General features: G+C 74.1%; 18 protein-coding genes. 6 read left to right on the top strand and 12 right to left on the bottom strand.

The window, feature by feature from the left end; genetic code table 11:
* Positions 1-30 precede the first annotated feature (30 nt).
* The 4 genes from QPK52_RS14970 to QPK52_RS14955 are packed head-to-tail and all read left to right on the top strand — an operon-like array spanning position 31 to position 5,479.
* Entirely contained in the window at positions 31-918 is an 888-nt protein-coding gene (locus QPK52_RS14970) for a helix-turn-helix domain-containing protein (RefSeq protein WP_410537984.1), read from the top strand.
* Positions 915-1,121, top strand: coding sequence for a DUF397 domain-containing protein (locus QPK52_RS14965; RefSeq protein WP_410537983.1), 207 nt, complete (start codon positions 915-917; stop codon positions 1,119-1,121). The genes QPK52_RS14970 and QPK52_RS14965 overlap by 4 nt, the downstream gene beginning before the upstream one ends.
* 57 nt (positions 1,122-1,178) lie before the next feature.
* Complete coding sequence (locus QPK52_RS14960) at positions 1,179-2,618, top strand: SWIM zinc finger family protein (RefSeq protein WP_410537982.1); 1,440 nt, start codon at positions 1,179-1,181, stop codon at positions 2,616-2,618.
* Positions 2,615-5,479, top strand: a complete 2,865-nt coding sequence (locus QPK52_RS14955) for a DUF6493 family protein (protein WP_410537981.1) — start codon at positions 2,615-2,617, stop codon at positions 5,477-5,479. Before QPK52_RS14960 ends, QPK52_RS14955 begins: the two co-directional genes overlap by 4 nt.
* 52 nt (positions 5,480-5,531) lie before the next feature.
* On the opposite strand, the gene mshD is transcribed toward QPK52_RS14955, so the two are convergent.
* Positions 5,532-6,470, bottom strand: a complete 939-nt coding sequence (gene mshD, locus QPK52_RS14950; RefSeq protein ID WP_410537980.1) for a mycothiol synthase — start codon at positions 6,468-6,470, stop codon at positions 5,532-5,534.
* Positions 6,471-6,616: 146 nt separating this feature from the next.
* On the opposite strand from mshD, the gene QPK52_RS14945 reads away from it, so the two are divergent.
* A complete protein-coding gene (locus QPK52_RS14945) occupies positions 6,617-8,425 on the top strand; it encodes a bifunctional metallophosphatase/5'-nucleotidase (protein WP_410537979.1) in 1,809 nt (602 codons plus the stop codon).
* A gap of 132 nt (positions 8,426-8,557) precedes the next feature.
* On the opposite strand, the gene QPK52_RS14940 is transcribed toward QPK52_RS14945, so the two are convergent.
* Complete coding sequence (locus QPK52_RS14940; RefSeq protein ID WP_410537978.1) at positions 8,558-9,151, bottom strand: NADPH-dependent FMN reductase; 594 nt, start codon at positions 9,149-9,151, stop codon at positions 8,558-8,560.
* A gap of 92 nt (positions 9,152-9,243) precedes the next feature.
* Here QPK52_RS14940 and soxR point away from each other — a divergent pair, with 92 nt between their 5' ends.
* Complete coding sequence (soxR, locus tag QPK52_RS14935; protein WP_410537977.1) at positions 9,244-9,696, top strand: redox-sensitive transcriptional activator SoxR; 453 nt, start codon at positions 9,244-9,246, stop codon at positions 9,694-9,696.
* 234 nt (positions 9,697-9,930) lie between these two features.
* Here the strand turns inward: soxR and QPK52_RS14930 are convergent, their stop codons facing one another.
* From QPK52_RS14930 to QPK52_RS14885, 10 genes are all read right to left on the bottom strand, one after another.
* Positions 9,931-10,917: a Gfo/Idh/MocA family protein gene (locus QPK52_RS14930; protein ID WP_410537976.1), complete on the bottom strand. Its 987-nt coding sequence runs from the start codon at positions 10,915-10,917 to the stop codon at positions 9,931-9,933.
* Entirely contained in the window at positions 10,914-12,326 is a 1,413-nt protein-coding gene (locus QPK52_RS14925) for an NDP-hexose 2,3-dehydratase family protein (RefSeq protein WP_410537975.1), read from the bottom strand. The genes QPK52_RS14930 and QPK52_RS14925 overlap by 4 nt, the downstream gene beginning before the upstream one ends.
* Entirely contained in the window at positions 12,323-13,627 is a 1,305-nt protein-coding gene (rfbH, locus tag QPK52_RS14920; protein ID WP_410537974.1) for a lipopolysaccharide biosynthesis protein RfbH, read from the bottom strand. Before rfbH ends, QPK52_RS14925 begins: the two co-directional genes overlap by 4 nt.
* Positions 13,624-14,622, bottom strand: a complete 999-nt coding sequence (gene rfbB / locus QPK52_RS14915; RefSeq protein ID WP_410537973.1) for a dTDP-glucose 4,6-dehydratase — start codon at positions 14,620-14,622, stop codon at positions 13,624-13,626. The genes rfbH and rfbB overlap by 4 nt, the downstream gene beginning before the upstream one ends.
* Entirely contained in the window at positions 14,619-15,674 is a 1,056-nt protein-coding gene (locus QPK52_RS14910; RefSeq protein WP_410537972.1) for a glucose-1-phosphate thymidylyltransferase, read from the bottom strand. Before QPK52_RS14910 ends, rfbB begins: the two co-directional genes overlap by 4 nt.
* Before the next feature lie 308 nt (positions 15,675-15,982).
* Positions 15,983-16,585, bottom strand: coding sequence for a dTDP-4-dehydrorhamnose 3,5-epimerase family protein (locus tag QPK52_RS14905; protein ID WP_410537971.1), 603 nt, complete (start codon positions 16,583-16,585; stop codon positions 15,983-15,985).
* A 3-nt stretch (positions 16,586-16,588) separates the two neighbouring features.
* Positions 16,589-17,740 (bottom strand): DegT/DnrJ/EryC1/StrS family aminotransferase, encoded by a 1,152-nt coding sequence (locus QPK52_RS14900; protein ID WP_410537970.1) that lies wholly within the window; start codon positions 17,738-17,740, stop codon positions 16,589-16,591.
* 101 nt (positions 17,741-17,841) lie between these two features.
* Positions 17,842-18,432 (bottom strand): NADPH-dependent FMN reductase, encoded by a 591-nt coding sequence (locus tag QPK52_RS14895; RefSeq protein ID WP_410537969.1) that lies wholly within the window; start codon positions 18,430-18,432, stop codon positions 17,842-17,844.
* 151 nt (positions 18,433-18,583) lie between these two features.
* Complete coding sequence (locus QPK52_RS14890) at positions 18,584-19,867, bottom strand: activator-dependent family glycosyltransferase (RefSeq protein ID WP_410537968.1); 1,284 nt, start codon at positions 19,865-19,867, stop codon at positions 18,584-18,586.
* Positions 19,864-20,796, bottom strand: coding sequence for an SCO6745 family protein (locus tag QPK52_RS14885; protein WP_410537967.1), 933 nt, complete (start codon positions 20,794-20,796; stop codon positions 19,864-19,866). Before QPK52_RS14885 ends, QPK52_RS14890 begins: the two co-directional genes overlap by 4 nt.
* Positions 20,797-20,805: the final 9 nt, after the last annotated feature.

Genomic DNA, 20,805 nt, shown 5'->3' with positions numbered 1-20,805 from the left:
GACACGGGCGTGACGGAGGGGATGGTGCACATGAGCACGGACAACGGCGGCAGGGACCGCTCGGACCACACCACGGACGGCGCGGACGGCGCTTCCTGGGAGGAGGACTGGGAGGACGACTACGGCCCGGCGATCCGGGCCACCTGCCGCCAGATCAAGCTGTGGCGAGAGGGGGCGGGTCTGACGCAGCAGGAACTGGGCGACGCCATCGGATACAGCCTGGGCATGGTCTCGGCCGTCGAGCGCGCCAGAAGGCTGCCGCATCCGGACTTCCTGGCCAAGGCGGACCGGATCCTGGGCGCGGACGGCAAGCTCGCCGCGATGAAGAAGGACGTGGAGGAGGCCCGCTACCCGAAGAAGGTGCGGGATCTGGCCAAGCTTGAGTCCGAGGCCGTTGAGCTGGGTGCGTACGTCAACACCGTCGTACATGGCCTGCTGCAGACGGAGGAGTACGCACGCGCGTTGTTCGGCCTGCGGCTCCCCCCTTTCGGGGAGGACGAGCTCGAACAGCTGGTGGCCGCGCGGCTGGCCCGCCAGAAGGTCTTCGACCGACGCCCCGCTCCTCTGCTGACCTTTGTCCAGGAAGAGAGCACGCTCCGGCGCCCGCTCGGAGGAAGAATGGTGCAGCGGCGCCAACTCGAACATTTGCTGAAGGTCGGCAGGCTGCGCCACGTCAAGATCCAGGTGATGCCCACGGAGAGCGAAGGGCACGCCGGGCTCGGCGGATCGCTCCGGGTTCTCAAGCTCAGGGACGGAACAGCGGTCGCACAGAACGAAGTTCAGCTCACCAACCGCTTCATCTCCGATCCCAAAGAGGTCCAGATCCTTGAGATGCGCTATGGAATGATCCGTGCTCAGGCGCTCACACCGAGTGAGTCTTTGGCCTTCATCGAGAAACTGCTGGGAGAGATGACATGACCCTCAAGCCCTCGACCGGAGACGGCTCCGAGCTGAAGTGGACCAAGAGCAGCTACAGCACCAACGACGGCCCCGACTGCGTCGAGGTCGCCGCCGCGCCCGGCACCGTCCACGTCCGCGACTCCAAGCGCATACGGGGAGCCCGGCTGACGTTCACGCCGGAGGCGTGGGCCGACTTCACGGCGTACGCCGCCGGCCGCTGACCGGGGTCCACAGCCGCTCGGGCTGAATGTCAGTGGTCGCTTCTACGTTCGTGTGCCATGACGACCACGGCATCAGCGGTGCACACGTACACCTATCTCCGGCCTTCGGCAGTGCGCGGCGGCGCGGGCGGGCCCGAGCTGGGGCTGGAGACCTCCGGCGGGGCGACACCGGCCGGGGCGAGCGCGCATCCCCGGTTCTTCTCCGGGTTCGTGACCGCGCCCGAGGCCGCCGCCGCGGCGCTGCTGTCCGTCGCCGACGTGGCCTCGGCCCGCTACCACCAGCGCCTGGCGGCCGCGTCCCTCGACCCGGTGGTGACGGGCAGCGGCGACCGGCTGCGGTTCGAGTCGTTCTCCGGCTGCTGCGGCGTCTACGCCCGCCTCGACATCCTCGGCGAGGGTCTGGACGGGGACGACATCGGCCACGGCACCACCAACGTGGACGTCAACAATCCGCTGCGTGAGGCACTGGTCCGGGTGGGCCCCTCGGATCCCCTCCATCTGCGGGTGGGACCTGAGGAGTTGGAGGTGACCACCTTCGACGGGCCGGTGGTGGAGAAGAAGGTGCCGCTGCCGGACCGCTGGCTGCGCGGCTTCGCCGAGACCCAGGTGATCGCCTCCGCCTTCGACCTGCGCGCGGAGGTCACCGCCGCCGAGGCGGTCCGCTTCCTGCGCTCCCTGCCGCGCGCCCGCTCGGGTGCGGGGTCCGCCCTCTGGGCGGTGCAGGCCGGGCGCTCCCTGCGGCCGACCACCCGCCCCGTGCCCGGCGCCGTCTGCCTGCCCGGCCCGGACCGGCTCTCGGCCCTGCTGCGGGTGCTGCGCCACGCCACCGGGCTGCGCCTGTACGGGCCGCCCGCGACGACCGCGAGCGGCGCGGCGGCCTCCGCCTGGGAGCTGCTGCTGCCGGGGATGCGGCTGACGCTCACCCTCTCCCCCGACCCCGCCCGCGGCTTCTCGGGCGAGGGCGCGGTGCTGGAGGCGCTGTCCGGTGAGGAGGCCGCCGAGGACGCCGATCTGGTCTCGGTGCTGCTGGCCTGGGAACCGCGCGTGGACGTCGGGGAGCTGGCCCGGCAGTCGGGTCTGACGCCGCAGCGGGTGCGCGCCGCCCTGACCGTGCTGGGCACCGCCGGGCGGATCGGCTACGACACCGCCGAGGCGGCGTACTTCCACCGCGAACTGCCCTACGACGCCGGGCGCGCCGAGCGGCACAACCCCCGGCTGCGCGCCGCCCGCGAGCTGGTGGCCGCCGGTGCGGTACGCGCGGAGGCGGACGGCACCTTCACCGTCACCACCGGCGACCACGACCACCGGGTCCGATCCGACGGCGGTGCGCTGAGCTGCACCTGCCGCTGGTGGGCCCGCTACCGGGGCGGGCGCGGCCCGTGCCGCCACGCCCTGGCCGTGCGCATCACCCTGGACGCCCGGAACGACTCGGACGCCCCCGCCCCCGCCCCCGCCTCCGCCGCCACCGCCACGGCCACCACGGCGGGTGCCCGGTGAGCGGCGCGGGAGGTGCCCTGGCCCGGCTGGTACGCGGACGGGCGCGCACGAACCACCTGTCCGACGGGGAGCGCGAGGTGCTGGCGGCGGCCGAACGGGAGCTGGACCAGGACGCGTACGCGGTACTGCTCGCCGTGGCGGGTGGTGAGCCGAAGCGGCTGCCCGAACTGATCGCCGCCCTGTCCGACGGGCAGCGGCACTCGTGCGTCCCCCATCTGAAGGCCTGGCGCGCGCGGTTGCGCAACGAGTGGAATCCGGACTTCCGGCCGCGCAGGCGGGCGCTGGTCATCGCGGGCGCGGGCTGCCACACGGGGGCCGCCGCTGCCGCCCAGTGGCTCGCGCACGACGACCTGGGCCTGGTGGCCGAGCCGTCCGACGCCGCCTGCCTCCTGACCGTCCTCGCCGGCCGCCCGGCACAGTGGCTGGGTGACGTCGCCCGGCGCGTCGCCGACCGCATCCGCACCGAAGACGCCTGGGACTGGCCCCGCTACGCCCTGGCGGAGCGGTTGGTCGCCCTGTCCGGCTGCCCCGTGCCGACCGGCGACGGATTCGTCCTGGGCTGGGCGCTGGAGCGGATGTGGCCGCAGCGGTCCGCCCGCTGGCCCGGCGTGGCCGGCGGCGCACCGGAGCCGTACGGACGGCTCTCGCCGAGCGGCAGCGGCACCCTTGCGGAGCGGCTGCGCGACGACCCGTTCCTCGACACCCTCATCCCGCGTCTGTTCGAGGTGGAGGGCGCCGGTGTGGTGCTGGAGAGCTGGGGCGCCGCCCGGGGGGCGGAGGAGCCGTCCTGGCCGAAGGCCCTGGCGGCGCTCGCCGCCGAGGGACGGCTGGAGCGGTCCGCCCTGCTCGACGGCTGCCTCTCCCGGCTGCTGCGCGGCGGACGCCCGGCCGAGCTGCGCGGCTTCCTCTCCGTCCTGGGCGGACTCGCCCCCACCGGCGACGAGTACGCGGCCCGCGCCACCACCCTGCTGCGGCTGCTGCCCGACGCCCACTCCACCGTCGCGGCCCTCGCCCAGGAGCGTCTTGCCGCCCTGGACGCGGACGGACGGCTGGACGACGAGCAGTTGGCCCAGGCGTCGCGGGCGGTGCTGTTCCGGACGGAGAAGAAGCTGGTGCGCGCCCAGTTGAGCTGGCTGGACGCCGCCGCCCGCCGCGACCGGGAGCGGGCCGGGGCGGTGGTGCTCGCCGCCGCCGACGCCCTCGGACACGAGGACACCGCCCTCCAGGAACGGGCGCTGAACCTGATCGCCCGCCACCTGAAGCACGCCGGGGACGCGGTGCGCCCCGAACTGGCCTCGGCGGCCCAGGCGCTGAGCCCCGCCCTGCGTTCCCGCGCCGCCGGACTGCTTGGGGTGGAGCTGCCGGACGACGGGGCCGCCGGGCCCTGGGAGGACGTCCTTCCGCCCGTCCCCGAGCCGGTGCCGATGGCACCGCCGCTCGCCACCGCCGCCGAGGTGGCCGAGGAGGTCGGCGCCGTCATGGCCGCCGTACGGGCGGCCCAGTTCCGGCCCTCCGCCGCCTCCGGTGTCGACGCGGCCGCCTTCGAGCGGGCCCTGGACGGCCTGGTCCGCCACGCCCACCGGGACCGCGACGGCCTGGTGCGGGCGCTGGAGCCGGTCATACGCGACCACCCCTGGAACGGGCGGCACGGCTGGTGGGGCGATCCGGGACCGGGCCACATCCACTACGTGGCGGCGGTGCTGTGCGGCGAGGACTCCCCTCTCCCGCCGTCGGCATCGGGCGCCCATGCCGTGCCGTATCCGCGCGGACGCGACTTCACGCCCTTCGGGGAGGTCCTCGCGGCCCGTCTGCTGGAGGCCGCCTGGCGGGTGCTGAACGACCCGCCGCCGTTCCTCCTGGCCGCTCCCACCACCGCCGACGGGCGGATCGACCCGGCCGAACTGGTCGCACGCCTGGCCGAGTACGAGCGGGCGGGCGCCGTGCCCGGCCCCTGTGACCTGGACCAGGCACTGCTGCGTCTGGACGTCTTTGCCGCCGGTCCGGAAGTCCTGGCCGCCGCCGGGCGGCTGGGCGGCGAGGCCGGGCGGCGGGTGCGCGCCTGGCTGGAGGCGGGCGGCCCGTCCCTGCCCGAACCGGTCCGCGACGCACGGCCCACGCACCGGGTCCACGGCTACGGCAGCCCCGTCATCAGGGTGCGGCTCTCCAGTGGGGCGGTGGCCCCGCCCTGCCCGCTCGGCACCGCCTTCCAGCGGCTGCTGGGCGTGTACATCGCCGACGGCAAGCGGGACGAGACGTCCTGGAACCAGGGCGCCCGCCTGTGGCCGTCCGTGCTGCCCGTCCACCGCGAACTGGTCGCCCTGCGCCTGCAGCCCACCTTCGCCGCCACCGGCGACGAGGAGCTGCGCGGCGGCGCGGCGCTGCTGCCCGCGCTGGCCGAGGCAGGGGGCGCGGCCGGGCCGGCCGTCCATCTGGGGCTGGCCCACGCCCTGGGCGCGCGGCACCCGGAGGACCGTACGGCGGCCGTGGACGCGCTGCTGGTGCTGGCGGCGCGCGGCGACCTGGACGCGGCGCGGCTGGGCCGGGACGTGGCCGGGACGGTGGCGGCCGGGACGGTGAAGCCGAACCGGCTGCTGGAGTCGCTGCGGGAGGCGGCGCGTGCCGGGGCCCCGGCCACGGTGTTCGCGGTGCTGGCCGCCGCGCTGCCGGGGATGCTGGCGATGCGGGAGCCGGTGCGGGGGCTGCCGGACCTGCTGGCGCTGGCCACCGAGTGCGCCGGGACCTGCGGGGCGCGCGGGCCGGTCGGCGGTGTGGCGGAGACCGCCGCCCGGGGCGGCAGCGGCCGCCTGGTGAAGGAGGCCCGCCGGCTGCGGGACGTGGTGGGGGCGCCTGTGGCGGCCTGATCCCGTTCCCGGCCGCCCGCCGTTCAGCGCCCCCGCTCCGGCCGACGGACGGTCAGCCCTCCGTGCGGTACATCAGGTCCACCTCGTGGATCTGGAAGCCCAGGCCCTCGTAGACCTTCACGGCCGCGGTGTTGTCGGCGTCCACGTACAGCATCGCGGTCGGCAGGCCGCGGTCGCGGGCGAGGTAGCGCAGGCCCACCAGTGTCAGCGCCTTGCCCAGGCCACCGCCCTGGGCGTCCGGGGTGACGCCGACGACGTACACCTCGCCGAGCTGCTCGGCGCTGTGGACCTTCGTCCAGTGGAAGCCGAGCAGTTCCCCACCGCCGCCCGCGCCGCCCCCGCCGTCCCCGTCACGCCCGCCGTCGCGCACGGCGAGGAAGAAGCCGTTGGGGTCGAACCACGGCTCGGCCTTGCGGTCGTCCAGGTCGCGCCGGGTCATGCCGCCCTGCTCGGGGTGGTGGGCGAAGGCGGCGGCGTTGGCGGCCAGCCAGGCGGCGTCGTCCCGGCCGGGGACGAAGGTCCGCAGCCGCACGCCCGGCGGCAGCGACGGCTCGGGCAGGTCCAGGCCCGTCAGCGGGCGCCGCATCTGCCGCAGTTCGCGGAAGAGGGTGAGGCCGAGCAGCCGGGCCAGGTGCCGTGCGGCCGGGTGGCCGCCGTGCGCCCACACCCGCAGCCGCCGGCCCGACGCCTCCAGCAGCGCGCGGCCCAGGGCCAGTCCGTGGCCCTGGTTCCGGTGGCCGGGGTGGACGACGAACTCACCGGTCGGGGCCTCGACCGGGTCGGTGTCCTCGAGCTGCCCGTAACCGGCCAGCTCCCCCTGTTCCCAGAGCAGCAGGTGCCGTACGCCCTCGCGGCGCCCGCCGCGCAGTTGGAGGCGGCCCTGCTCGGAGACGGCCGGCTGGCCGTCCACCCGGGCGGCCTCGTCGATCAGCGCCTGGGCCTGCCGCACGGCCTCGGGCGTCAGCTCGTCCACAACCACCACGTCGCTCATAAGGAGAAGCCTACGCAGCATCGAAACCTGGCGGTTACCAACGCAACAATGACACGCTACGCGCGTTGACCTAGGCTGCCTCCGCCACCAACGGCCACCTCCGGGCCGACCCACGGCCTCGACAAGGGAACAGAAGGGGACAGAACATGTCCACTCCGCCCAAGCGGTCTCCCCTCTCCCGCAGACTCACCGCAGCCGCGGCCGGTCTGCTGACCGTCGGCGCCCTCGGCGCCGCCATGCCCGCCGCCGCGCAGAACGCCCCGTCCGGTGCGCACGGCGACCGCGGCGAGCACAACGGCCGCACCGTCGACCTCCAGGTGCTCGCCATCAACGACTTCCACGGCAACCTGGAGCCCCCGACAGGTTCCTCCGGCCGTGTGACCCACCAGCACCCCGACGGCACCACCGAGCAGATCGACGCGGGCGGCGCCGAGTACCTCGCCACCTCCCTGCGCGAGGCCCGCAAGGGCAACCCGTACTCGGTGACCGTCGCCCCCGGCGACATCGTCGGCGCCAGCCCGCTGCTGTCGGGCCTCTTCCACGACGAGCCCACCATCGAGGCGATGAACGCGCTCGGCATGGACGTCGTGGGCGTCGGCAACCACGAGTTCGACGAGGGCGCCGCCGAGCTCAAGCGCCTCCAGAAGGGCGGCTGCCACCCCGAGGACGGCTGCTACGACGAGGGCCGCACCTTCGGCGGCGCCGACTTCCCGATCCTCGCGGCCAACGTCGTCGACGAGAAGACCGGCAAGCCGCTGATGGCCCCCTACACCGTCAAGAAGATGAAGGGCGTCAAGGTCGGCTTCATCGGCGTCACGCTGGAGGGCACGCCGGACATCGTCTCGGCCGAGGGCGTCAAGGGACTGAAGTTCCTCGACGAGGCCGAGACGATCGACAAGTACACCGAGGAACTGCGCCGCAAGGGCGTCAACGCCGTCATCGCGCTGGTCCACGAGGGCGGCACCCCGGCCTCCAGCGCCTACAACGCCGACTGCGGCAAGGACGGCGGCAGGCTGTCCGGCCCGATCGTCGACATCGCGAAGCGGACGAACGCGGGCGTGGACGCGCTGATCACCGGCCACACCCACCAGCCGTACGTCTGCTCCATCCCCGACCCGCGCGGCGAGGACCGCCTGGTCACCTCCGCCGCCTCCTTCGGCCGGCTGTTCACCGAGCTGAACATGGAGTACGACCGCCGCACCCGCGACATCGTGCGCGCCTCGGTCCAGGGCGCCAACCGCGTCGTCCACCGCAACCAGGAGAAGGCCGCCGACCTCACCTCCCTGATCGACTACTGGAAGGGGCTGGCCGCGCCCGTCGCGGGCCGCCCCATCGGCTGGATCTCCGAGGACATCACCGCCGACCGCACCAGGCCCGAGTCCCCGCTGGGCGACCTGATCGCCGACGCCCAGCTCGCCCACGCCCGCAAGCTGGACCCCGAGGCCGACCTGGCCCTGATGAACCCCGGCGGCATCCGCGCCGACCTGGTGTACGCGGCATCCGGCGCCGAGGGCGACGGCGTGGTGACGTACGCCGAGGGCTTCACCGTCCAGCCCTTCTCCAACACCGTCAACCTGACCACCCTCACCGGCGAGCAGCTTCTGCAGGTGCTGCGCGAGCAGGTCAGCGGCGCCAACGAGGCCTCCCCGAAGATCCTCCAGATCTCCTCCGGCCTCACCTACACCCTCGACCTCACCCGGTCCGGCGCGGACCGGATCGTCGCGGACTCGGTGCGGCTGAACGGCGAGCCGATCGACCCGTCGGCCTCCTACCGCGTCGCGGCCAACTCCTTCCTGGCGGGTGGCGGCGACGGCTTCCCGACGCTGGCGCAGGGCACCGACCCGCTGGTCGGCGGTGACGACCTGGCGGCCCTCCAGGACTACCTGACCGCCAGCTCCTCCGCCTCCGCGCCGATCGGCGCCCCGGCGGCGGACCGGATCACGGTCGTCCGGTGACCCCCCGCGGCGGATGACCCTCCCTCCGCGGGCCGCCTTCCCCCGGCCCGCGGAACTCCCCCACAACGCCGCCGACCGGCCCCGCGCCGGTCGGCGGCGTCCTTTCCGCCGGGAGGCGCGCCGCCCGCGGGCTCAGGCCCCGTACGGGCGCTGCCTGCGGCCCTCGCGCAGCACGCCGGCCCACCAGTCGAGCTGGTCGAGCATCCCCTTGGCCGCCGATGCGGCGGCCTCCGAGTCCTTCGGCTGCCCGTCCGCGCCGAAGACGTCCCAGGCGTTGTGGAAGCTCAGGGAGTCGCGGACGGTCATCGCGTGCAGTTCGGGGAAGACCTGGCGCAGGTGCTCCGCCGACCGCAGGCCGCCGCCCATGCCCCCGTAGGAGACCAGGCCGACCGGCTTGGCGAACCACTCCTCGCGGAACCAGTCGATCACGTTCTTCAGGGAGGCGGGGAAGCTGTGGTTGTACTCGGGGGTCACCACGACGAAGGCGTCGGCCGCGGCCAGCCTGCGGGACAGCTCCTCCTTGCTGCGGATCGTCTCCGCGGACGGCTCGCCGTCCCAGCTCGGCATCACCACGGGCAGCGGCCACTCCGCCAGGTCGATCACGTCCACCTCGAAGCGGCCGAACTCCTCGGCCTGCCCGGCGAACCAGTTCGCCACGGTGGGCCCGAAGCGTCCCTCGCGGACGCTTCCGATGATCACGGCGAGGCGCGGCAGGGTCTCACTCATCGTCGTCTCCTCGGTTCCTCTCGTAGGGCGGATTCCCTCCGGCACACAGAGTGCAACTTGAACATAGGTTCAAGTCCAGTAGTCTGGGATCCATGCCGCCCGTTTCCTGGAAGGCCCAAGAGCTCACCATCGGCCAGCTGGCCGAACGCAGCGGTGTCAGCACCTCGGCCCTGCGCTTCTACGAGCGCAACGGGCTCATCCACAGCCGCCGGACCAGCGGGAACCAGCGCCGCTACAGCCGCGACACCCTCCGCCGGGTCGCGTTCGTCCGCGCCTCGCAGCGTGTGGGCATCTCCCTGGAGAGGATCCGCGCGGTGCTGGGACTGCTGCCGGACAGCCGCACGCCCACCCGGGAGGACTGGGCGCGCGTGTCCGAGTGCTGGCGCGCGGACCTCGACACCCGCATCAGGCAGCTGGAGGAGCTGCGCGACGACCTGACCGACTGCATCGGCTGCGGCTGCCTCTCCCTCGACCGCTGCGCCCTGACCAACCCCCACGACGCGTACGGCGCCGCCCACAGCGGCAGCCGTCTCACCGGAGGCTGACGGGAGGCCGGCGGAACCGGCGGAGGGCCGCGTACGGCCTGGGACGCGCCCCGGGACGGTCCCCGGGCGCCCGGGCCGGTCTCCGGCCGGCATCGGGCGCCCGGCCCGGAGCCGCGGGAGCGGAGGCGCGGGAGCGGAGGCGCGGGAACGCGCGGAAGCGCGGACGCCCCGGGGGAGACGACGGGGCGTCCGCGCGGTCGCGGGCAGGCGTGCGCCCGTACGGCCGGCCCGGCGTCAGTCCCGCGCGGGCCGGCCCGCCCGCGCGATCTCCTCCAGCAGTTCGGCCTGGCGCAGGCACGCCCGGGCGTCCGGGACCGCGCCGGCTCGCGCCGCCGCCGCGAAGGCGTCGACCGCGGCCGCGACCTGGTCGAAGGGGGCGAGCCGGACCTCCTCCACCCCCGTGGCGCCCTCGACGCGGATCACCGGGGCGTGGTCGGCGGGCGGGGTGAAGGCCCGGTCGACGACGATCCGGCCGCGGGTTCCGGCGAGCTCGCAGACGGACCGGTAGCCGTGGTCGAGGCCGAAGGCGAGCTGGGCGGTGACCCCGTCGGGGGTGCGCAGCAGCGCGGCGCCGGAGACGTCCACGCCGTGCCGGGGGTCGTCGGTGAGGACGGCGCCGGCGACGGCGGCCTCGGGCCCGAGGAAGTACAGGGCGGCCCGGACCGGGTAGACACCGGTGTCCCACAGTGCGCCGCCGCCCAGCTCCCGGCGGAGCCGGATGTCGCCCTCGGGCCTCCGGGGGACGGCGAACTCGGCCCGCAGGGAGCGGAGTTCGCCGACGGCCCCGTCGGCCAGCAGTTTGCGGACCACCGCGTGCTGCGGATGGTGGACGAACATGGTGTTCTCCACCAGCGCCAGCCCGCGCTCCCGGGCCAGTTCCAGCAGTTCCCGCGTACGGCGCCGGTCGGTGGTCAGCGGCTTCTCCGCCAGGACGTGCTTGCCCGCCCGCAGCGCGGCCTCGGCCCACCGGGCGTGCAGCGCCGCGGGCAGCGGGACGTACACGGCCTCGACCGCCTCGTCCTCCAGCACGGCGTCGTAGCCGTGGACCGCGCGGCAGCCGTAGGGGCGCGCGGTCTCCTCGGCCCGCCGCCGGTCCCGGCCGGCCACGGCGACCAGTTCGGTCCGGGGGGAGGCGGCCAGGGCCGGGAGCATCCGGCGGCGGGCGATGTCCGCGCAGCCGAGCACCGCGACCCGCACCGGTGCCGCCGCGGGGGCCGTCACAGCTCCACCGTCCCGGTGGTCAGGCAGGCCAGCAGGGTGCGGGCCTGCACGTTCACGTAGTGCCCGTGCCGTACGAGGGAGGTGAGCTGGCCGGGGGTCACCCACCGGTAGCCGGGCGGCGGGTCGGCGGGCGCCTGCGACTCGTCGGCCTCCACGAACAGGTAGCGGGACTCGGCGTTGAGGAAGCGGCCGCCCTCCTCGGAGTGGACCGCCTCGTAGCGGACGCGCTCCGGCGGGGCGCCCAGGACCAGGTCCAGGAAGGGCGGCCGGTACGCGCCGGACAGGCGGGCGTAGTTGGCGGGGGTGTACTGGACGGTGGGTCCCAGCTCGACGGTGTCCAGGAAGCCGCCCTCGACCCGGGCGTGGGCCAGCAGGTGCGGCACACCGCCGAACCGCCGGGTCAGGAAGGCGGTGACACCGCGCCCGACCGGCTCGAACAGCGGCTGGGTCCAGCCCCGCACCTCCCGGTTGTCCGCCTCGACGGAGACGGCCACCACCTTGAAGTACCGGCCGTCCACGTGCTCGATGGACGACTCGCCCCGCCTCCAGCCCTCCACCCGGCCGAGCGGGACCCGCTCGACACGCACCTCGTGGCGGGAGCGCTCCCCGGTGAACCAGGACAGCAGTTCGGTGTCGGAGTGCAGGGCGCCGTTCTCCGGATGGGCCACCGGTGCGCACGCCAGGACGGTCCGGGCGTCCATGTTGACGACGTTGTCCCGGCGCAGCAGTTCACCGATCTGGCCGAGGGTCAGCCAGCAGAAGTCCGGATCCCGGGGGACGTCGCCGGCGGTCTCCACGAGCATGTTCCGGTTGGACTTGCGCAGGAACCACGAGCCGTGCTCCGACTGGAGCGCGTCGGCCAGCACCCGGCTCCCGCCCGGCCGGGTGAAGTACTCGACGTACTTCACCTTCGAACCCCGGTGCACCCTGGTGTAGTTGGACCGGGTCGCCTGCACGGTCGGGGAGAGCTGGAGGAGGTTGCGGTTGCCCGGCTCCATCTTGGCCTGCATCAGGAAGTGCAGGACCCCGTCGAACTCCTTGGCCAGGATGCCCAGGATGCCCACCTCGGGCTGCCTGATGACCGGCTGCTCCCACCGGCGGAACGGGCCCTCGTCCACATGGGCCCGCATCCCCTCGACCCTGAAGAACCGGCCGCTGCGGTGCGCCAGGTCCCCGGTGTCCGGGGCGAAGGACCAGCCGTCCAGCTCGGCGAACGGTATCCGCTCCACCGCGAAGCGGTGGCTGCGCCCGCGCTCCTCCAGCCAGGCGGCGAAGTCCTCCGTGCGCATGCCCGCGCCCTCCGCCCGTTCCGCGGCGGAGCGGGCGAGCCGCGCCGCCAGACGGTCGTCCCGGCGGGGGCGCAGCGCGGGGGCCGCGACCGCGGTGTTCTCGACGATGCCGATGGTCATCCGTTCCTCCGGACGAACTCCCGCACCGATGCGACGACGTAGTCGATCATCTCGTCGGTCAGTCCCGGGTAGACGCCCACCCAGAAGGTCTGCTCGGTGATGATGTCGCTGTTGGTCAGCTCCCCCACGATCCGGTGCGGCCGGTCGACGTAGGCGGGCTGCCGGGTGAGGTTGCCGGCGAACAGCCGCCGGGTGCCGATCTTCCGGCCCTCCAGGAAGTCCGTCAGCGCCGCCCGGCTGAACGGCGCCCCCGGGTCGACGGTGATGACGAACCCGAACCAGCTCGGGTCGCTGCGCGGGGTGGCCTCGGGCAGCAGCAGGTGCGGCAGCCCGTCCAGCCCCTCCCGCAGCCGGCGCCAGTTCCGGCGCCGGGCGGCGCAGAAGCCGTCGAGCTTGTCGAGCTGGGTCAGCCCCAGGGCGGCCTGGAGGTCGGTGGCCTTCAGGTTGTAGCCGACGTGGGAGAAGATGTACTTGTGGTCGTAGCCGTGGGGCAGCTTCCCCATCCGGTAGTCGAACCGCTTCAGGCAGGTGTTGTTCTTCCCCGGCTCGCACCAGCAGTCCCGGCCCCAGTCCCGCAGCGACTCCACGACGCGGGCCAGCTTCAGGTCCGAGGTCAGGACGCAGCCGCCCTCCCCCATCGTCAGGTGGTGCGCCGGGTAGAAGCTCACGGTCGTCAGGTGTCCGAAGGTTCCGGTGAGCCGCCCGTCGTAGGTGGAGCCCACCGCGTCGCAGTTGTCCTCGACCAGGAACAGGCCGTGGTCCTCGGCCAGTCGCGCGATCTCCGCCACCTCGAAGGGGTTGCCGAGGGCGTGCGCGATCATGACGGCGCGGGTGCGCGGGCCGATGGCGGCGGCCACCCGCTCGGCGGTGGTGTTGTAGGTGCCCAGCTCCACGTCGACGAAGACCGGCACCAGGCCGTTCTGCACGATCGGGTTCACCGTGGTGGGGAAACCCGCCGCCACCGTGATCACCTCGTCGCCCGGCCGCAGCCGCCGGTCTCCCAGGACGTGGGAGGTCAGCGAGGTGAGGGCCAGCAGGTTGGCCGACGAGCCGGAGTTGGTCAGATGCGCCTTGCGCCGCCCCAGCAGCCGGGCGAAACGGGACTCGAACCTGCGCGACCGGTCCCCGGCGGCGATGCGCAGGTCGAGCGCCGCCTCCACCAGCGCCACCCGGTCGTCCGCGTCCAGGACCGCGCCCGAGGGCCAGATCTCGGTCACGCCGGGGACGAACCCGCCGCCGTCCTGGAGGTCCAGGTGGTACTTGCGGGTCTCGTCCAGGACCAGCGCCTTGTGGTCGCTCATCTTCCGCTTCCCTTCTCGTCGTCGGCGCGGCCGTGCTTGACGGGCTTCCACCAGCCGGGGTTGTCGCGGTACCAGGCGACGGTCTCGGCCAGGCCCCGGTCGAACGGGATCCGCGGCGCGTAGCCGAGTTCGTCGCGGATCTTGGTGTCGTCCAGCGAGTAGCGCAGGTCGTGGCCCTTTCGGTCGGGCACGTGGCGGACCATCGACCAGTCCGCACCGCACAGCTCCAGCAGGCGCCCGGTGATCTCCCGGTTGGTCCGCTCGTCGCCCCCGCCGACGTTGTAGACCTCGCCCGCCTGCCCGCGGGTCAGCACCAGCTGGACGGCCCGGCAGTGGTCGTCCACGTGCAGCCACTCCCGGACGTTGAGCCCGTCCCCGTACAGCGGGACCGGCTCGCCCTCCAGCAGGTTGGTGACGAACAGCGGGATCAGCTTCTCCGGGTGCTGGCGGGGCCCGTAGTTGTTGGAGCACCGGGTGATCGACAGGTCCAGCCCGTGGGTGCGCCAGTACGCGCGGGCCACCAGGTCCGAGCCCGCCTTGGACGCCGCGTACGGGGAGTTGGGCGCCAGCGGCCACTCCTCGGTCCACGAGCCCTTCTCGATCGACCCGTACACCTCGTCGGTGGACACGTGCACCACCCGCTCCACACCGGTGCGCAGACAGGCCTCCAGCAGGGTCTGGGTGCCCATGACGTTCGTCCGGACGAACTCCGCGGCGGACTCCAGCGACCGGTCCACGTGCGACTCCGCGGCGAAGTGCACCACCGCGTCGTGGCCGGGCAGCAGGTCCAGCAGCAGCGGCAGGTCGCAGACGTCGCCCCGGACGAACTCCAGCCGGGGGTGGGAGGCCGGCAGGTTCTCCCGGTTGCCCGCGTAGCCGAGGCTGTCCAGGACGGTCACCCCGACCCGCTCGTACCCCGGGTAGCCGCCCTCCAGCATGGTGCGGACGTAGTGCGAGCCGATGAAGCCGGCGCCGCCGGTCACCAGGAACCTCATGCCGCCACCTCGATCCGGGTGTGGTCGCCGACCACCAGCCGGTGCCGGGCCGAGGCGCCCACGGTGGCGTTGCGGCCGATCAGCGAGCCGTACAGGCCGGGCACGTCGGAGATCGACGCCCCGTCCAGCACGATGGAGTCGGCGATCCGGGTGTCCCGCAGCACGCAGCCGCGGCCGACGGAGGTGCCGGGGCCCACGTGGCTGTCCTCGACGACCGAGCCCGTGCCGATGATCGCCGGCCCCTCGATGCGGGACCGCACGACGCGCGCCCCCTCCTCGACGACGACCCGGCCGTCGACCTCGCTGCGGCCGTCTACCTCGCCGGCGAGGCCGGGGCGGAGCTCCTCCAGCAGCCGGCGGTTGCACTCCAGGACGTCCTCGGCCCGGCCGGTGTCCTTCCAGTAACCGCCGTACTCGCTGGCCCTGACCTCCGCGCCCCGGGCCACCAGCCACTGGAGGGCGTCGGTGATCTCCAGTTCGCCGCGCGCACTGGGCTCGATGGATTCGACCGCCCGGTGGATGGCCGCGGTGAAGAAGTACACGCCGACCAGGGCCAGGTCGCTGCGCGGCTCCCGCGGTTTCTCCACGAGCCGCGTCACACGGCCCTCGGCGTCCATCTCCACGACGCCGAAGGCGCGCGGGTCGGGCACCTTGTGCACCACCACCTGGGCGTCCGGGCGGTGCTCGGCGAACTCCTCGGCGACCGGGACGACCCCGTCGGGCAGCATGTTGTCGCCCAGGTACATCACGAAGTCGTCGTCGCCGAGGAACGGGCGGGCCAGCCGCACGCAGTGCGCCAGGCCCAGCGGCTCCTCCTGCGTGATGTAGGTGACGCGCAGCCCCAGCCGGGAGCCGTCGCCGATCACCTCGGTGATCTGCGGGGCCCAGCCGCCGACGATCACACCGGCCTCGGTGACGCCCAGGTCGCGGACGTTCTCCAGGACGTGTTCCAGGACGGGCTTGTTGGCGATCGGGATGAGTTGTTTGGGCATGGAGTAGCTGAACGGGCGCAGGCGGGTGCCCGAACCGCCGGACAGCACCAGAGCCTTCATGACGGTCTTCTCCTCACAGCGGTACGGAGTGGGAGCGCCGGGTCGTACCGGGGGCCCGGTGGGACGGGGGACGGTGGGGCCGTGGGCCCGGCGGACCCGGATTCCCGGCGTCTCGTCGCCGGACACGGGCCGCCGCGCGCCGTGCGGCGCGGCGGCCGTCGAACGGAGCTGACTCGGAGCACGTCGGTGACCCGGTGGCCGCCCGGCGAAGGGCGGCGCGGTGCCCGGCCGTTCCGGAAGGGCCGTTCGGGAAGGGCTGTTCCGGAGGGACCTTTCCGGAGGGGCCTTTCCGGAGGGGCCGGGGCGGGTCAGCGGGCCGGGGCGAGCCGGCGCGCGTGCGCGGACTCCCGCCAGGTGGCGAGCAGGCCCGCCGCCATGGCCTCGGCCAGGGTCGGGGCCCGGGCGTCCTTGTCGGACATCAGCGGGCGCTCGGTGAAGCCCCAGGGTATGGCGAGTTCGGGGTCGAGGGGGTCGATGTCCACCTGGGTGCCCGGCACGTGCTCGGAGGAGAGCACGTAGCAGATGCAGGTGTCGTCGGTGAGGGCCAGGAAGCCGTGGCCCACGCCCTCGGGCACGTACACCGCGCGGCCCGAGTCGGCGTCCAGCTCGTTGACCACGTGCTGCCCGAAGGTGGGCGAGCCCACGCGCAGGTCCACGGCGACGTCCCGCAGGGCTCCCCGGACGCAGGTGACGTACTTGGCCTGGCCCGGCGGGACGGTCACGCCGTGGATACCGCGGAGCGTGTTGCGCCTCGACACCGAGTAGTTGATCTGCCGGGGCACGAACGGGTGCCCCAGCGCCTTCTCGAACTCCCCGGCGCGCATCGCCTCGTAGAAGTCGCCGCGCCGGTCGCGGATCCGGTCGGGGATGACGGTGTGAACACCGGGCACGGCCGTCTCGGTGATCCTCACCGCTCACCTCCCGCCGCCGGAGGAGCGGCTCTCCACGGCCTTGCGCAGCTCGTCGGCCACGGTCCGCACCTCCGTGTCGTCGAGCCCCTGGTGCAGGGGCAGCAGCAAGGTGGCCTCCGACGCCTCGTCGGTGCCGGGCAGTTCGCCGTGACCGGTCCCGTAGGCGGGGACCCTGTGCAGCGGCGGGTAGCGGAAGGTCGTGTAGATGTCGCGCTTCAGCAGGTCGGCCGCGACCCCGTCGCGGACGGCCGGGTCGAGCTGCACCCAGTAGAAGTAGTACGAGCCGGTGTGGCCCTCCGGGAGCGGCGGCGGCAGCCGCACGCCCTCGGCGTCGGCGAGCAGCCGGTCGTAGGTCCCGGCGATCTCGCGGCGCCGGGCGACGAAGCCGGGCAGGCGCCGCAGCTGGACGCTGCCGATGGCCGCGGTGACGTCGTTGCCGATGATCCGGCGGCCGAACTCCCGCACGTCCAGCTCCCACCAGCGGTGGGAGACCCGGGCGGCGGAGAAGCCGCTGGACTGCTCCAGCCCGTGGTAGGCCATGCGGCGGGCCCTGCGGGCGAGTTCGGGATCGCGGACGTAGAGGGCCCCGCCGTCTCCGGTGACCATCACCTTCATCGCGTCGAAGCTCCACACCCCGATGTCCCCGAAGGTTCCGCAGGCGGTGCCGTGCGCGGTGGACGCCACGGCGCAGGCGGCGTCCTCGACCAGGGCGACGCCGCGGCGGCGGCACAGTGCGGCGATGGCGGCGATGTCGCCCGGGTGGCCGCCGTAGTGGAGCACCAGCACCGCCTTCGTGCGCGGCGTCAGCGCGCTCTCGACGTGGGCGGCCGTCGGGTTGAGGGTGCGGGGGTCGACGTCGCAGAACACCGGCCGGGCCCCGGTGGCCGCGACGGCGTTGGCCGCGGCCACGAAGCTCACCGAGGGCATGACCACGTCGTCGCCGGGGCCGAGCCCCAGCAGCTCGGTGGCCAGGAACAGCCCGGCGGTGCAGGAGTTGATGAACACGACCTGCTCCGGCCCGGCCCCGATGTGCTCGGCGAAGCCGGCCTCGAAGGCCTTGGTGCGCGGCCCGTGGCCCAGCCAGCCGGAGGCGAAGACCTCCGCGACGGCCGCGGCCTCCTCGTCGCCCAGACTGGGCTGGAAAACGTTGATCATCCTGACCTCTCACGAAGAAATCCGCCGGGGGCCCGGGAAACCCGGGAAACACAGCGGGCGGCACGGGGGCGAACCCCGTACCGCCCGGTCTCGGCCCGGCGTCAGCGCCGGTAGGGAACCTTCTCGCGGGCCTCGCGGAGGGCGTCCGCCCACCAAACGAGCTGGTCGAGCAGTGTCTTGGCGGCGCCTTCGCTGCCCTCCGGGGCCGTCGTCCCGTCCTCTCCGAAGGCGTCCCAGGCGTTGTGGAAGCTGAGCATCTCCCTGACGGTCATGGCGTGCACCTCGGCGAACACCTGGCGCAGGTGCTCGGCGGCCCGCAGGCCACCGCCCATGCCCCCGTAGGAGACCAGGCCGACCGGTTTGGCCGTCCACTCCTCCATGAACCAGTCGATGGTGTTGGTCAGGGCGGGCGGGGCGGTGTGGTTGTACTCGGGGGTGACCACGACGAAGGCGTCGGCGGCGGCGAGCCTGGCCGACAGCCGCGCCCGCACCTGCCGGGTCTCCGGGTCGGGCTCCTCGCCGAAGGGCGGCATCCGCAGGGGCAGCGGGTGGTCGAGCAGGTCGACGACGTCGACGCTCACGTCCCCGTGCCGCTCCGCCTGGCCGGCGAACCAGCGCGCCACCGTGGGGCCGAAACGTCCACCGCGCACGCTGCCGATGATCACGGCGAGCTTGATGGGGTTCTCCGGCACGGCTGTTCCTCCTGTGGGCTGTGTGGGAGTGGGGTGTCGGTTCGGGCGTGTCGGGTCCGGACACGACGGTCCGCCGGTGCGGCGGCGCGCCGCCGCACCGGCGGACCCGGGTTCCGCGCGCCTTCCGGGCGCCGCGGCTCCGGGGGCGGGGTCAGCCGCGGCTGCGGTGCTCCTCGGTGAGCTTCTCCAGGACCGGGACGAGGCCGTCCGGGCCCGGCGCGGCCAGCATGTCGGCGTACAGTGCCTCGGCGCCCCGCCGGAAGGCGGGCTCCTCGACCAGCCGCATCATCTGCTTGGCCAGCCCGGCTCCCGTCAGCCCCTCGCGCTCCACGGCGATCCCCGCGCCGAGCTCCTCCGCGTAGCGGGCGTGGTCCACGAAGTCGCCGCCCTCCTTGGGGACGATGAGCTGCGGAACCCGGTGGGCCGCCGCGGCCACGAAGGTACCGGCACCGCCGTGGTGGACGATCGCCGAGCAGGTGGGCAGCAGCAGGTTGAGCGGCAGGTAGTCGACCGTGCGCACGTTGGCCGGGACCTCGACCCGGGAGGCGGCGAGCTGGTCCCGGTCCAGGGTCGCCACCAGTTCGACGTCCAGGCCGGCCACCGCGTCCAGCAGCCCGGCCACCGGGACGTCGTCGTCGGCGAAGAACTTCCTGCCGCTCACCCCCAGCGTCAGGCACACCCGGGGCCGCTCCGGCCGCTCGCGCAGCCACGGCGGAACGGCCGCGGCCCCGTTGTAGGGCACCCAGCGCACCGGTACGTAGCGCAGGTCGGCCGGCAGCCGCAGACGCTGCGGTGTCGGGTCCACCGTCCACTGGCCGACCAGCAGCTCCTCCGCGAAGTCCTGGCCGAACCGCTCCAGCGTGGGCCGCATCATGGCGGCCATCAGGTCCTCGTGCGGCTCGGTGTCCGGCAGGCCCAGCCGTTCCACGAACCGCCTCCTGGCCCAGCCGAAGTGGTCCAGTCCCCACAGGAGCCGGGCGTGCGCGGCGCCGCAGGCGCGGGCGGCGACGGGCGCGGGGAAGAACAGCGGGTCCCACAGCACCAGGTCCGGCCGCCAGTCGCGGGTGAAGTCCACCAGGGCGTCCACCATCGGACGCCCCTCCGGCCCGGGCGCCCCGGAGCGGTAGTAGTTCGCGAACGGGGCCATCAGGTAGTACCGCAGCGCGGTGCGGAGGTTGTGGTCGGCCGGGTCGAGCGCCAGCGCCCGGGTGATGCGCTCCAGTTCGGGGTTGTCGGCGGCGGCCCGCACCGACGCCGCCAGGTCCACCTCCGGGCCGAGGGGCACCGCCGTGAGACCGGTGGCGACGACGGCGTCCGCGATGCCGGGGTGCGAGGCGACGCGCACCTCGTGCCCCGCGCACTGCAGGGCCCAGGCGATCGGCACGATCGGGTACAGGTGCGCCGGGGCCGGCATGATCGTGAACAGCACCTTCACCGGGGCGTCCCCTCCGTGCCGTTCCCCGTGCCGCCGCCCGAGTGGTCGCCCGTGTGGTTCCGGCCGGTGAAGAAGCCCAGCAGGACGGGAGGGAAGACCCCCGACCTCGCGGCCTCGCCGACCAGGCCGTCGGCCAGCTCCGTGAGACGGCCGGTGGCCCGCGCGCCGAGCCGCTCGTACGGGGCCAGGTCCATCCGGTCCGTCGTCTCCTCCAGGTCCCGGCGCAGCCGGCGCCCCTGGGGGGTCAGCGTCCCGTCGGCGGCCATCAGCCCCCGGCCGCGCAGGCGTTCCTCGGCGGCGGCCCAGTCCTCCTCGGTCCAGCCCCGCTTGGTCATCACGATCTCCTTGGGCATGCCCTCCCCGCTCGCGCTGTGGGAGACCAGGGCCTCCAGCCCGTCGAGTCCGGCACCGTCCAGTGCCGCCACGTGCCCGTCGCCGCGGTGCTCCCGCAGCAGGGTCGCGGCGTACCAGAGGACGAGGTGGGGCTCGTCGGGGACGGGCCGGTCCGCGTGGGCGGCGTAGAGCGGGCGCCCGGGCCTGCGGCACCCCTCGGCGGCCCGCAGGGCGAGCTCCGCCGCCTCGGCCACCTCCGGGCCTTCGACGAGCCGGTCCCCGAGCGCCCGGCGCAGCGTGGCGTCGGCGGCGCGCAGCCGGGCGGCCCACACGGTCTCCGGCGCGGCGAGGTCCCACACCCGCGGCACGTGCCGGGCGACGAGGCCGTGGTGGAAGCTGTAGAAGGTCGCGGTGACCGGTCCGGCGCCGACCGGCCCCAGGGGCGCGGCCCGGCCGGCCAGATAGGCGGCCATGGGGTCGTCGATCCCGTACGCGGCGAGCTCCTTGTCCAGGTACGGGGTGAAGTAGACGGTGGAGTGCAGTGCGTTGAGGACGCCGTGGCAGCGGCGCACTGCGTCCAGGGGCGGTGCGGTCATCCGTGCGGT

Source organism: Streptomyces sp. KL2 (assembly GCF_046529545.1).
Lineage (GTDB): Bacteria > Actinomycetota > Actinomycetes > Streptomycetales > Streptomycetaceae > Streptomyces > Streptomyces radiopugnans.
This window is presented reverse-complemented; position numbering and strand designations above follow the sequence as displayed.